14 protein-coding genes are annotated in these 13,106 nt (G+C 60.8%); 4 read left to right on the top strand and 10 right to left on the bottom strand.

Features of this window, described 5'->3' with window-relative positions:
• Positions 1–9: 9 nt before the first annotated feature.
• The 9 genes from H043_RS0125125 to H043_RS0125085 form a co-directional block, all read right to left on the bottom strand.
• Positions 10–675 (bottom strand): sulfite oxidase-like oxidoreductase, encoded by a 666-nt coding sequence (locus H043_RS0125125; protein ID WP_027614164.1) that lies wholly within the window; start codon positions 673–675, stop codon positions 10–12.
• Positions 676–743: 68 nt separating this feature from the next.
• The gene (locus H043_RS0125120; protein WP_027614163.1) at positions 744–1,799 is read right to left on the bottom strand and encodes a substrate-binding domain-containing protein; all 1,056 of its coding nucleotides are present in this window, start codon (positions 1,797–1,799) and stop codon (positions 744–746) included.
• 31 nt (positions 1,800–1,830) lie between these two features.
• Positions 1,831–2,856 (bottom strand): ABC transporter permease, encoded by a 1,026-nt coding sequence (locus H043_RS0125115; RefSeq protein WP_027614162.1) that lies wholly within the window; start codon positions 2,854–2,856, stop codon positions 1,831–1,833.
• Complete coding sequence (locus H043_RS0125110) at positions 2,849–4,399, bottom strand: sugar ABC transporter ATP-binding protein (protein WP_027614161.1); 1,551 nt, start codon at positions 4,397–4,399, stop codon at positions 2,849–2,851. The genes H043_RS0125115 and H043_RS0125110 overlap by 8 nt, the downstream gene beginning before the upstream one ends.
• Before the next feature lie 8 nt (positions 4,400–4,407).
• Positions 4,408–5,079, bottom strand: a complete 672-nt coding sequence (locus H043_RS0125105) for a methionine ABC transporter permease (protein ID WP_027614198.1) — start codon at positions 5,077–5,079, stop codon at positions 4,408–4,410.
• Positions 5,076–5,876 (bottom strand): methionine ABC transporter ATP-binding protein, encoded by an 801-nt coding sequence (locus H043_RS0125100; protein WP_081730282.1) that lies wholly within the window; start codon positions 5,874–5,876, stop codon positions 5,076–5,078. Before H043_RS0125100 ends, H043_RS0125105 begins: the two co-directional genes overlap by 4 nt.
• Entirely contained in the window at positions 5,873–6,682 is an 810-nt protein-coding gene (locus H043_RS0125095) for a MetQ/NlpA family ABC transporter substrate-binding protein (protein ID WP_027614160.1), read from the bottom strand. Before H043_RS0125095 ends, H043_RS0125100 begins: the two co-directional genes overlap by 4 nt.
• A gap of 27 nt (positions 6,683–6,709) precedes the next feature.
• The gene (locus tag H043_RS0125090; RefSeq protein ID WP_027614159.1) at positions 6,710–7,762 is read right to left on the bottom strand and encodes an isopenicillin N synthase family oxygenase; all 1,053 of its coding nucleotides are present in this window, start codon (positions 7,760–7,762) and stop codon (positions 6,710–6,712) included.
• 215 nt (positions 7,763–7,977) lie between these two features.
• Positions 7,978–8,913: a Gfo/Idh/MocA family protein gene (locus H043_RS0125085; RefSeq protein WP_027614158.1), complete on the bottom strand. Its 936-nt coding sequence runs from the start codon at positions 8,911–8,913 to the stop codon at positions 7,978–7,980.
• Between the two features lie 258 nt (positions 8,914–9,171).
• On the opposite strand from H043_RS0125085, the gene H043_RS0125080 reads away from it, so the two are divergent.
• Positions 9,172–9,435 carry a hypothetical protein gene (locus H043_RS0125080; RefSeq protein ID WP_003224234.1) on the top strand — a complete coding sequence of 88 codons (264 nt, stop codon included), beginning with the start codon at positions 9,172–9,174 and terminating at the stop codon, positions 9,433–9,435.
• Complete coding sequence (locus tag H043_RS0125075; protein ID WP_027614157.1) at positions 9,432–10,169, top strand: Fic family protein; 738 nt, start codon at positions 9,432–9,434, stop codon at positions 10,167–10,169. Before H043_RS0125080 ends, H043_RS0125075 begins: the two co-directional genes overlap by 4 nt.
• A gap of 134 nt (positions 10,170–10,303) precedes the next feature.
• On the opposite strand, the gene ycaC is transcribed toward H043_RS0125075, so the two are convergent.
• Positions 10,304–10,936 (bottom strand): isochorismate family cysteine hydrolase YcaC, encoded by a 633-nt coding sequence (gene ycaC / locus H043_RS0125070; RefSeq protein WP_007966399.1) that lies wholly within the window; start codon positions 10,934–10,936, stop codon positions 10,304–10,306.
• A gap of 571 nt (positions 10,937–11,507) precedes the next feature.
• Here ycaC and H043_RS0125065 point away from each other — a divergent pair.
• Positions 11,508–12,275, top strand: coding sequence for a helix-turn-helix transcriptional regulator (locus H043_RS0125065; RefSeq protein WP_027614156.1), 768 nt, complete (start codon positions 11,508–11,510; stop codon positions 12,273–12,275).
• A 487-nt stretch (positions 12,276–12,762) separates the two neighbouring features.
• Positions 12,763–13,106, top strand: a 344-nt coding sequence (locus H043_RS29330; protein ID WP_155953515.1) for a hypothetical protein, incomplete at its 3' end; no start/stop codon positions are given.

Below are 13,106 nucleotides of genomic sequence, written 5' to 3'. Positions count from 1 at the left end.
GTGTTTGTATTAGTCGAAATCCTTTTCCAGCCAGGCATCTTCGGCAATGTCCAAAGCGTCAGCACTGAAGCGTTGTTCCGCAAACGGATCGGCGTGCAGGTGAAAGCCGTTGCGCTCCCAGAAACCGGGTTGTTCTTCGTCGACAAACTCCAGACCGCGCAACCATTTGGCGCTCTTCCAGAAGTAGCGCCCGGCGACCACCAGCCGCAGCGGCCAGCCGTGCCGAGCGGTCAAGGGTTGGCCGGCGTAATGGGTGGCGAGCAGGTTGTCCGGGTGCAGCAGGTCGTCCAGCAACAGGTTGGTCTGGTAATCGTGATCGGCGTGGGCCATGACAAAACGTGAAGCGGGCTGGATATCGAGCTCGCTCAGCAAATCCTGCAGATGCACCCCGCTCCACTGCGTGTCGAACTTCGACCAGCGTGTGACGCAATGAATGTCACATTGCAACTGGCGTTGCGGCAAACCCTGCAGGTCGGCAAAACTCAACTCGACGCCACGCCCGACCTTGCCGAACAGGCGCAGTGACCAGGTTGCCAACTCATACTCCGGCACCGTGCCTTCGTGGAGAATCGGGAACCGCTCGGTCAACACCTGCCCCGGCGGCAAACGTTGACCGAGCGCCGGATCAGACTTAGGTGCGCGGCTGTTGCGCAAACGCATGGCTTTGTTGTGCATGTTCACTCCCAAGCGCGTCAGGATGCCTACCGCGCATACAGCGCATCACCCGGTGATAACGGCTGCATTCAGTTCGCCACAGGAATCCACTCGGCCCGCGCCACATTGGCGGTATCGCCGAACGCCGGCAGCTTCTGCGCCAGGTCGCGGACGTTTTTCACGTCCAGATCGAGCAACTGTTGGCGTGTGATCAGGGTCGGTGGTACCAACACCTGATGTCCCGGATTTTCGCCGGCAATCAACATCGCCAGACTGCGCACGCTGATCGCTCCCGCCACTTGCGGATTGACCGCGGCGGTCGCCGCCCAGGCACTGTCCGGTTCTTTCATGATCTGGATGTCGGCGGTGGAGATGTCGGCGCTGTAGATCTTCACCTTGCGCCCCAGCCCGGCCTCGTCGACGGCGATCTTCGCGCCTTTGGCAAACTCGTCGAACGGCGCGAAGATCACGCTGATATCCGGATTGGCGCGCAACACCGCGCTGGCCTGATCCGCCACCGAGTTGGCAATCGGCGGGTTGAGCGTGCCGAAACGCGCCTTCTCGATGATGCCCGGATTGGCCTGTTTCACCTGACTCCAGATCTCGTCGCGGCGCTCCATCGGGGTGAAGCCGCTGATGTACACGTAACCGGCATCGAACCGCGTGCCGTTGTCCTTCACCGCCTGATCCAGCGCCAGTCGCGCCAGTGCATGGTGATCCTGCTCGACCTGAGTCACTTGCGGGCTGTTCAGATCGACGTCGAACGCCACCACCTTGATGCCTTTGGCGATCGCCCGGTCAATCGGTCCCTTGAGGGTTTCCGCCAGGCCCAGTTGCACGATGATCCCGTCGACGCCGAGGTCGATTGCCTGATCGATCATCTCGCCCTGACTCGCCGCCTGCTGGCGCGCATCGAACACCCGCAGATTGGCCCCCAGCGCCTCGGTCTGTTTCTCCACGCCGCGCAGATAGGCCTCGGGAAAGTCCCCGGAAAACAGATAGCCGACCAGCGCGATCTGCACCTGACCTTTATCGAACGGCGCCGGAGCACCTGGCAATGCCTTGGCCTGAGCACTCAAAGCCAATGCCGAGAGCACCGCGCCGGCGAGGCAATGGCGTGCGAACTGCTTGATTGAACCGTGCATACATCTTCCTTGCAGCGACAAATGAACCGGCTCAGCGCGCCCGATGCGCGAGGCCGAAGGTGAACATCAGGGCCAGCACCAGCACCAGTCCCTTGACGAAATCCTGCGCGTAATACGGCGCGTTGAGCATGGTCAGGCCATTGAGCAGCGACGCCACCAACAGTGCGCCGACCAACGTGCCGAACGCATTGGGCTTCTTCGCTCCGAGCACGGCAAAACCAATCAGCGCCGCGCCGAGGGCGTCGAGCACCAGACCGTTGCCGGAGCTGACATCACCCCGACCCAGGCGCGCCGCCAACAGCAACCCGCCAAGTGAAGCGAGCAATGCCGACAACACGTAAGCGAGCAACTTCAAGCGCTGTACCGGCGCGCCTGCCAATCGCGCCGCCTGCTCGTTGCCGCCAATCGCATAAAACAACCGGCCGATGCGCGTACGCTCGAGAAACAGCCACACCGCCAGCGCCACCAGCGCCGTGATCAACACCGGCACCGGCACCATGTCCCACAAGCGTCCGCGGCCGAGGGCGAGAAACGCCGTACTGAACGTGCCTTCGGTTTCCACTCCACTGGGCAAGGTCATGCCCACCGCAATCGAGCGTCCGCCCGTGGGAATCAGTTGCACGCCGATCACCAGAAACATGCTGCCCAGCGTCGCGAGAATGTCCGGCACCCGCAGCTTGACGATCAGCCAGCCATTGAGCAGCCCGACCAGTGCGCCACCGGCCAGACTGATCAGCACCGCCGGCACAGCGCCCCAACCGAGCACCACCATCACGTAACTGGAGATCATCAGGCTCATCGCCGCCACCGCACCAATCGACAGATCAAGTCCGCCGACGGCCATGGTCAGCGTCACGCCAAGGGCCAGCAGCGCGACGATCGACACCGACTGCAAGATGCTGAACAGATTGCCGACGCGCAAAAACGCCGGCTCCGCGACACTGAAAAACACCACGATCAGCGCCAGCAGCCACAACAGGCCGTAGCGGATCAGCGCTTGCAGCAGGCGCTCGGCGGGTGCCGTAGCGGACGACAACAATGAACTCGAATCAGGCACTCGCTCTGCTCCTTGGCGTGGCATGAAAGGGATTTTCGCTAGCGTCGCTGCCGGCCAGCGCAGCGACCAGGGTCGCGCGCTCAAGACCGGCGCGCGGGTATTCGGCGACCACGGCGTGATCGCGCACCAACAGAATCCGGTCGGCGATTTCCAAGGCTTCATCGACATCGGCGCAAATCACCAGGGTCGCGCGGCCGCCGGCACTGTCGCGCAGCAGTTGGCCGATCTCGCGGCGGGCGCGCACGTCGACCCCCTGAAACGGCTCGTCGAGGATCAACACCCGCCCTTCTCCGAGCAGCCAGCGGCCAAGCACGACCTTCTGTTGATTGCCGCCGGACAGCGCGCTCATCGGCACCTCGATGCCGGCGGTCTTGATCCCCAGCGCCGCGACTTGCGCCTCGACCGCTGCGGCTTCGGCGCGGTTGCGAATGAAACCGGCACGGGTGAAGCGCTCCAGAAACGGCAAGGTCAGTGTGCGGCGCAGGGAAAAGTCGGGCACCAGCGACTGACTGGCGCGATCCTCCGCCGCGAGAAACACACCGCTGCGAATCGCCGCCCTTGGCGAACCCGGCAGCCAGTCCATGCCATCCAGTTGCAGGCTGCCGGCGACGGCTTTGCGCAAGCCGAACAGCACTTCGGCAATCTCACTTTTACCGGCGCCGAGCAGCCCGGTCAGCACCACCACTTCGCCTTGGTGCAGGTCGAAATCGAAGCGCCTGGAGCGTGGCAAAATCTGCAAACCGCGCACACCAAAGACTTTTCGGCCCACGGTGCCGGGCGTGTAGACATGCCGGTCCAGCGCCTGCCCGAGCATGGCGTGCACCGCTTCCGGCAACTGCTGCGCACTGAACCCTCCGGCCAGTCGCCCGTCGCGCAGGGCAATGGCGCGATCCGCCACCCGTTGCAGATCGGACAAGCGATGGGAGATGTAAATAATCGCCACGCCACGGCTGCGCAGGGTGTCGATCAGCCCGAACAGCCGCTGCGCCTCGGTCTCCGACAAGGCTGCGGTCGGCTCATCGAGAATCAGCAGGCGCGGCTGCAAGGCAAAGGCCCGCGCCAGCACCACCAACTGCCGTTCGGCCTGGCCCAGATGTTCAATCGGCTGCTCCAGCGGCAACACCAGCCCCAACCCGGCGGCGATACTCGCGGCGCGCTCGAGCAGGCGTTTGCGATTGAGCCAGAAGTCCGCGTCGGGTTTGCACAACTCATCGAGCAGCAGGTTTTCCGCCACGCTCAAACCGGGCGCAATGCCCTCGTTGATCTGCTGATGCACCGCGACAATCCCGACCCGGCGTGCCGACAGCGGCGAGCTGAATTGCCGGGGCTGACCGTCGATGTAAATCTCGCCGCCATCGGCGCGCTGGCTGCCGGCGAGAATCTTCACCAGCGTCGATTTGCCGGCACCGTTGGCACCGAGCAACGCCACCACTTCGGCGGGATGAATCTGCAGGCTGACGCGATCCAGTGCGCGGTTCGAGCCGAAGCTCTTGCTCAGATCACGCACTTGAATCAGCGGCGCGTGGGCCACGACGACACTCATAAAATTCCTTAACGTCGATGGGCCAGCGAACGCACCAGCCGGTCGCCCAGGCTCTGCACGCCCTGCACCAGAATGACCAGCACCACCACGGTGGCGACCATCACTTCATTGTTGAAACGCTGATAGCCGTAACGGATCGCCAAATCACCGAGGCCGCCACCGCCAATCACCCCGGCCATGGATGAAAAACCGATCAGCATCACCAGCGTCAGAGTGATCCCCGCCAGCAACGCGGGTAGCGCTTCGGGCAACAGCACTTTGAAAATCACATGACGGATGTCGCCGCCCATGGCGAGGATCGCTTCGATGCGGCCCTTGTCGACTTCGTCCAGCGCGTTCTCGACGATCCGCGCAAAAAACGGAAACGCGCCGATGGTGATCGGCACCACCGCAGCGGTGCTGCCGAGGGTGGTGCCGACCACCAGTCGGGTCAGCGGAATCAGCGCAATCAGCATCACCACAAAAGGCAGCGAGCGCCCCAGATTGACCAGCGAACCCAGCGCGGCATTGAGCCGTGGCAGCGGCCACAGGCCGTCGCGGCGACTGACAAACAGCAACACCCCGAGCGGCAAACCGATCAGCAGCGTGAACAGCCCCGCGAGCAAGACCATGTATAGGGTTTCGCCAGTGGCGTTGAATAGCAGTTGCAGGATTTCATCCCAGTTGATCGTGCGGTTCATGACTGAGCCGCCCGCACGCCGTATTGCTTGAGGAAGCTGAGCCCGGGGATGTCGTGGCCCAGCGGCAGGCCGCAGGTCGGACGCAACGAAGTGCCAAGACTCGATTGCGCATCGGCGAGCAAACGCGGCACCGGGCCGGACTCGACCAGGCGCCCGTCGGCCATCAACGCCGCGTGATCGCAGATCGACTTGACCACGTCCAGCTCATGGGTGATCAGCACAATGGTCACGCCCAATTGCCGATTGATGTCGCGCAGCAGCTCAAGAATCGACGCGGTGGTTTCCGGATCCAGTGCACTGGTGGCTTCGTCCGACAGCAGATACGCCGGCTCGGCTGCCAGGGCGCGGGCAATCCCCACCCGCTGTTTTTGCCCACCGGACAACTGTGAGGGAAAGGCTTGCGCCTTGTCCGTCAAGCCGACCAGTTCCAGCAGTTCGCGCACCCGCACATGGCGCCACGGTTTGCCGACGTTGGCGATTTCCAGCGGCACGGCGATGTTGTCGAACACGGTGCGCGAATGCAGCAGATTGAAGCCCTGGAAAATCATGCCGATGCGCTGACGCTGGCGGCGTAGGTCGCTGGCAGACAGCGTCAGCAGGTCCACGCCGTCGATCAGGATCCGCCCGCTGTCCGGGCGTTCAAGCAGATTGAGACATCGCAACAGGGTCGACTTGCCCGCCCCGCTGCGCCCGAGAATGCCGTAGATCGCGCCGTCGGGAATACTCAGCGACACCTGATCCAGTGCTGGTGCCGGCGCCGACGGGTAGGTCTTGCTCAACTGCTCGACGACGATCATGGCTTGCCATCCTCCACCGGAATCACCGACCCCTTGAAGTTATCGGTGATGTATTTCGCCACTTGCGGCGAGGTCAGGTCCTTGGCCAGTTGCGCAATGCGCGGATCGTTCTGCAGTGTCGGCGTGGTCACCAGAATGTTGGCGTACGGATTGTGCTCGGCCTTTTCCAGCCCCAGCGCATCCTGGGCCGGCACCAGTCCGGCTTCCAGTGCGTAGTTGCCGTTGATCACCGCAAGGTCGACATCGTCCAGGGCCCGAGGGATTTGCGGCGATTCGATTTCAAGGATCTTCAGCTGTTTCGGGTTCTCGGCGATGTCTTTGGGTGTGGCCTGATCGGCTGCCGGATCCTTGAAGCCGGGCTTGAGTTTGATCAGGCCGTTGTCCTGCAACAGGTACAGCGCACGGCTCAGGTTGGTGACGTTGTTGGGCACGGCGACGGTGCCTTTTTCCGGCACCTCGGCGAAGCTTTTGTGCCGGCGCGAATAGATGCCCAGCGGCTCGATATGCACCGTGGCGGCCACCGCGAGTTTCTGCCCCAGCGCTTGTTCCTGGGATTTCAGGTACGGCAGATGCTGGAAGTAATTGGCATCGACATCGCCATGCACCAACAGCTCGTTGGAGTTCACGCCGTTGGGAATCTCGATGACCTTGAGGTTGAGTTGCGGATCGATTGTCTGGATGTACGCGAGAATCTGCGCGTGGGGCACCGGGTCAGCGGCCACCCGCAACGGCTCCAGTGCCTGCACGCCGAACGAAGTCACCAGCGCGCCGAGCACGGCCAGAGTCAAACCTGCTTTCTTCAACATGAGCGGAGTCCTTGAGCGAGTGATGAATCAGGCGTTGGCGGTTTTACGAGCCGGTGCGGCGGGCATCAGCGCGTCGGCATAGAAGCGCCGGGCGACGTCGGGGTGCGAACGCAACCGACCCTTGAGGTAGTTCCAGCCGACATCGCGAAACAACGGATTGAGCGGATCACTCGCCGGGCCACGCGCTTCGCGCAGCAGCGCGGTGGGCAACGGATACAGCGGCACCACGGCATCGAGTTGCGCGCCGAGGAAGAAGGCGATGGACAAGCGTTCGCTGCCTGCGGGCGGCGACACCACCCGATGCACCGTGGCGCGCAGATAGCCGTTGGTGGCCAGCTCCAGCAGTTCGCCGATGTTCACCACCAGCGTGTTGTCGCGGGGCAGCGCATCGATCCAGCGCCCTTCCTCGACCTCCACTTGCAGACCGGTCTGCTGGTCTTGCAGCAGAAAGCTGAGGAACCCGGAATCCTTGTGCGCGCCGACGCCCTGCTGACTCGCGCTGGCGGCCTGGCCTGGATAGCGCATCAACTTGATGTGTTCGTTGGGCTTGTCGCCGTATAACTGATCGAACGCGTCCGCCCGCAGCGACAGCGCCTGGGCGAAGGCACGCAGCAGGCGCAACGCCATGCGCGTCATCGCCTGTTGCCATTCGAGCAGCAGCGGTTTGAGCTCTGGCAGCGCCGCCGGCCATTGGTTGGGCCCCTGCAAGCGCGCCCACAACGGGCTTTCCGCGTCCAGCGGCAACGCTTCGCGCTCGGCGCCGAGATCGAACTGCTCACGCCAGTCGGGTTGACCACGGGTGATCTCGGAAGCGGCACGGTTGTACCCGCGAAAATGCGGCGAATTGATCATGCCGACGGCGTTTTTTTCGTGCTCGGACAAGGCGAAGAACTGCCGGGCGTGATCCTGCACCTGCTTGAGCAGGTGGCTGTCGATGCCATGGCCGGTGAGATAGAAAAAGCCGACGTCACGCGCGGCGTGACGCAGGTTTTCAAGAAATTCATAACGCTGCTGCGCGGTGCCTTCGAACAACGAAAGGTCCAGCGTCGGCAGCGTGGTGATATCGAGGGTATGCGGCATGATTCACTCCCGTGTGAATCAAACCTGAAGAGCCTTTGATCGATTCAGCGTGTGCCGTCATGGCAATCGGGGGTCTATCGGTTTGATGCGTTTGATTCGTCGTGAGACAAAACTAAACGATCTTAAAAACCACGAACAAATACCCTTTTTGCATTAGCTTAGGCCTGACGCTCAAGTTCGCTGTCATCACGCGACAGCTCTCCCGCTTCAACTGATCAACGTGCCGGGTCATAAAACGGTTCGACTGCCACCCGGCTGCCGACAAAGAAACTGTCAGCCACCAGCCGCAGTGGCTGCAGATCGACGTCGCTGGCCCGATCGCCAATCAGTTGCCGGAAGTGTCGATACACCGCGGTGTACTCGCCCTCTTCCGACACCACTTGGCGCACGCCGTCGATGCTCAGCAGCGCCCCGCCGTTGTCCAGGCGCAGCACCCCTTCGGCGCAGCGAATCTCGATGCTCCAGAGTTCGTCGTGACCGTGGTCGAAATCGAACTCGGCCTGCACGTCGAGACTGTGCGCATCGGACATCTTGATCGACGCGGCAATCGGCGACTGGCAGTTGTCCGGTACGCGCAGTTCGGCGGATTCGACAAACAGTGGCTGCGCCAACAAATGGGTGACAATCGACAAGGCATTGATGCCCGGATCGAAAACGCCCAGACCACCGGGTTGCCAGATCCACGTCTGACCGGGATGCCACTTGCGCACGTCTTCCTTCCAGTCGATCTGCACGCTTTGCAGCGTGCGGCCGGCGAGCCAGTCGCGGGCGGCTTCGATACCTGGGGCGTAGCGCGAATGCCAGGCGAACAACGCACTGACACCCTGTTGCTGCGCTTGACTGACCAGGGCCAGCGCCTCACCCAGCGTGGCGCACGGCGGTTTTTCCACCAACACATGTTTGCCGGCGGCCAGCGCCTGCTGCACCAGTGCGAACCGACCTTGCGGCGGCGTACAAAACGCAATCGCATCCACCTCGGGGCCGTTCTCCAGCAACTCGCTCAACGAGTGAAAGTTCTCCACCCCGGCACAGGGTTTACCTTGCGTGGCGACCGCCACCAGACGAAATCCGGGATTGGCGTTGATCGCCGGAACATGTTGATCCTGGGCAATTTTGCCGTAGCCCACCAGACCGAGACGGATCGGTTGCATCAGTGACTCCTGTTTTTGTCTTGTTGTCGTCAGCGAGTGCGCAGATTAGCCGTAAACGTCAGGGAATACCCGGTGGCGGTGATCAAAAAACTGCTGGTGTGCGCGTTCGGTCAGCGCAACGGGTAGCAACGCTGATGCAGCGGCGCAAACGAATAAGCCGCTTTCTGTAAGTACCTTCCCAGGTAGCCGAGCATTAGCTGGCATGCCCTCGGAAACGACACCGTGCTATGCTCCGAGAGAGAAAACGAGGGGTTCCAAATGACCAGATCAGCCACTGAGAGCGTCGCGACTGAAGTTCGCCTGCTCGCCAAAGCCCACAAGGTTACCGCCGACCGTGACAACCTCAGTTGCATGGCGGTGACGATCACGCGCCTGGCCGGTGATGTCGTGGAACTGGACGGTGTTGAGCAATTGCTCGTCAACCTCAAAAGAAAAGGCGTTCTGAGCAAGACAGAAATCATGGCCCTGCAAGGCCGCTACCTGCAGGAAAAAAGGCGTTGCAAAAAGCAACTGAGCGCATGAATTTCGACCCCTTCGGCGATTTTGAGACTGAAGGCTATCTTCAAAACTCGCTCAAACTCAAAGATCCCACTGAAGTCAAAGAGTCCGAGCACCTCTCATTTGAAGCCAGTATCGACGACGCTCTCGCCTATCTCGCCAAGAAAAAGCCCATTGACTACAAGGCAGTCCTGAAAACGCACGAAATACTTTTCTCGGGCTTTTACCCTTGGGCCGGGAAAGACAGAAATGAGCTAGTCCCCCACCTGGCAGTTTTCAAGGGATCGAAAGATGATCCTCATCACACGATATTTGAGCGTCCCGACCTGATCAAACGGTCCGTCGAATACGCCCTCGAACTCGCAGCAAACAAAAAACGCTTCCGTGCTCGGCCTGGGGAAGTCATGGGTCAGCTGGCTTCTGCGCACCCTTTTCTGGACGGCAATGGGCGCACGATCCTGCTCGTGTACATGGAGCTGTGCTTTCGCACCAAATTCGCCATCAACTGGGCAATGACAAGTAAAGATGACTATCTGCGAGCTCTCAGCGACGAGATTCGAGATCCTTTCCAAGGCCATCTGGATCGTTACCTGACACCTTTCATCATCGACATCTCCAGTCGTGAAGAGTGGCCTGAAATGATTGGCGGAATAAAAGGACTGGATGGCCTGGATAAAGAAGGCATCACCTACGAAAGCCTGGATGATCCTGAGGTTCAGCAACTCTATAAAACGTATAGAGCGCAGCCCATGGAGTGAGCGTCAGTCGGGAAGCCCCCCCTTCCCTTCAGATCTTCATCACATTTGAGGTGTGCCACACGCCTGCAGCAGACTGAAACCGAAAAACAAAAGCCTGCCTTTGAGGGCAGGCTTTCACGTTCACAACGCTGCAATCACTTCTGCTGCGCGGTCAACGCCGAGTAACTGTTCATCAGGTTCCGGTAGTTCGGAATCCGCTGAGACAGCAGATTGCCCAGCCCTTCGATGTCGTTGCGCCAGTCGCGGTGCAGCTCACAGGCGACCGAGAACCAGTTCATCATTTGTGCGCCGGCCTGGGTCATGCGGCTCCAGGCGGCTTGCTGGACGGTGGTGTTGAAGGTGCCGGAGGCGTCGGTGACGACGAACACATCGAAGCCTTCGGCCAGTGCCGACAGAGTCGGGAATGCGACGCAGACGTCGGTCACGACACCGGCGATGATGATCTGCTTGCGGCCGGTGGCCTTGATCGCCTTGACGAAGTCTTCGTTGTCCCAGGCGTTGATCTGGCCTGGGCGGGCGATGTACGGCGCATCGGGGAACATTTCTTTCAGTTCCGGAACCAGTGGGCCGTTGGGGCCTTGTTCGAAACTGGTGGTGAGGATGGTCGGCAGGTTGAAGAATTTTGCCAGGTCGGCCAGCGCCAGGACGTTGTTCTTGAACTCGTTCGGCGAGAAGTCCTGAACCAGAGAAATCAGACCGGTCTGGTGGTCGACCAGCAGGACTACGGCGTCGTCTTTGTTCAGGCGGTTGTAGGTTGCAGTGCTCATGTTTGAATCCCTTTTCTTGGTTGAGGTAGTGGGCGTTGCGTTGAACATGGGCACAGATTACTGACACGACCGGAACCGATAAATCGGTTGAAAAGCGTTTCACTGTCAACTCATAACGGACAATCCTGGCGACACAACACAGGCTTGCCAGCCTCCAACTCAATCCGCCTCGGGAATTGGTTTGGCGATCATCAAACTGTACGGTGCCCGGTTCAGGACCCTCTCCACCGTTGCGCCAATCAAGTTGAGGCCTTGCGGGTAGGCGGTGCCCCATAACCCTGTGGGAGCGGGCTTGCCCGCGAAGGGTTCATTCCAGGCAACATCTCAAATGGCTGACACACCGCTTTCGCGAGCAAGCCCGCTCCCACACTGGATCTCGACAGGCCGCCATTCCTGGGTTCACCTCACAATCCTGTGGATGAAGTTATGAGCTAATAACACCTTCATTAAACCGTCTTTCAAACGTTGTACTAGGATAGGATCCACATCCTGACATTTGCGCCGACCAGGGAACATGCTCGACGCAGGTCAGGAATGGGACTGTTTCACCTGCAACTCATGGATGATGTTTATGAATTCACACCTGTTTCCCCACATCGGTAAAGTCATTGCGAGCACCGGCAGCCGGCACTTTCCGCGGATGCTGCATGACCTGATCCAGACACAACTGGCGGTGGACGCCACACACATTCGCCAGATGCGCGTCGAGGCGGTGGGCCGCCCCGTCCATCGCAACCCGCCGGAAACCGGCCAAGACTCGGCCCAGCAGGCTGAAACGGTATTCTGCGAACAGATTGCCGCACGCTCGAGCGAGCCGATAGACACGCCAGACGCGGCCAGCGCCGACGCCTCGCAGCTACACCTGACCCGGCGCAAGGACGGCTACCGCTACGTGATTTCGGTGTATCGCAACGACCAGTCGCAGCGCTTCTCGGCTCAGGAGCAGAGTTTGTTGCAGGACATATCTCCGGTGCTGTTGCCGATGGTGGAAAAACACATTCACGCCCTGCAACCCCAGCAGACCAACACAGAAGACCCGTCGCCCAGCGCTGATGGCGCGCAACAGGGCCTGGAAAACTTGCGGCTGCGCTTCAACGAGCGTTTACAGCAACTGGGCCTGAGGCTGTCCAATCGCGAAACCGAAGTGTGCATCGGCCTGCTCGCCGGGCGTACCGCGCCGGAGCTGGCCGAACAGTTGCAACTGAAGGTCAACACAGTGGAAAGCTACCTCAAACGCGCCGCAATCAAACTGGGGATCAGCGGCCGGCATTCGTTGATGCGCTGGATGTATTCGCCTGAACATACCGCCACCCTGCCCGGCTCACCCCACGCCGCTTGATAGTGCCCGATCTGCAGGAACTGCCGCTGCGAGCAAGCCCGCGCCCACATCGAAATGCGCTGAGCCGATGGTTACAGCAACACCCGGTTAAAACTGTGGGAGCGGGCTTGCTCGCGAAGAGGCCGTGTCAGGCACTTAAGGTGTTGGCTGGCACACCGCATTCGCGAGCAAGCCCGCTCCCACATTGGTATGCGCTGAGCCAATGGTTACGGCAACACCCGGCTAAAACTGTGGGAGGGGGCTTGCTCGCGAAGAGGCCGGTACGGCTGGCAACCCTCTCATTCAAGTCCTGCAGGTACTGCCCGCGACGGGCACAGAAGGCGCCAAGGGAGGCCGGGAAGCGTCTTTTTATCCGTCGGGCCGCGCCTTACCGCTCATCCGAAAAGGCCTCGTACCTGTAATTTCTGACAGTAGCCAGAGCCGTGATCTTCAGCGCTGAATAACTCCACGCCCTTTGTCTCCCGACAGTTCGCTTGGAGTTCCGACCATGCTCGTTCAGCCCAGGATGAAAATCTCTGCCCCCCATTCATTGCTGGACCCGCTAGTGCTCGGGCGCCTCCTGCCTTCCGGCCAGTGGGGGATCAACCGGGCGGCGGTGTTCACTTTTCCCGACCTCGGCCTGCTTGTCGTCATCCCCGTCTGGGCCAGCAAGGATGTCGGCGATACCGTCAAGCTGCTGCTCAATGGCCGTGAGGTCGACGGGCGTCCCATCATTGACGAGGCCGAGCTCAAGCAACCGACCCTCTTGTGGGTGGCTCCCCGTCATCTGCAGACCGGTTCTTACGAACTCACCTACGAAATCAAACAGCCCAATCAAAAAGAAGAGCGTCC

The sequence above is a fragment of the Pseudomonas sp. URIL14HWK12:I6 genome (assembly GCF_000514195.1).
Lineage (GTDB): Bacteria > Pseudomonadota > Gammaproteobacteria > Pseudomonadales > Pseudomonadaceae > Aquipseudomonas > Aquipseudomonas putida_A.
The sequence above is the reverse complement of the archived record's forward strand: the minus strand, read 5'-3'. Positions and strand labels throughout refer to the sequence as shown.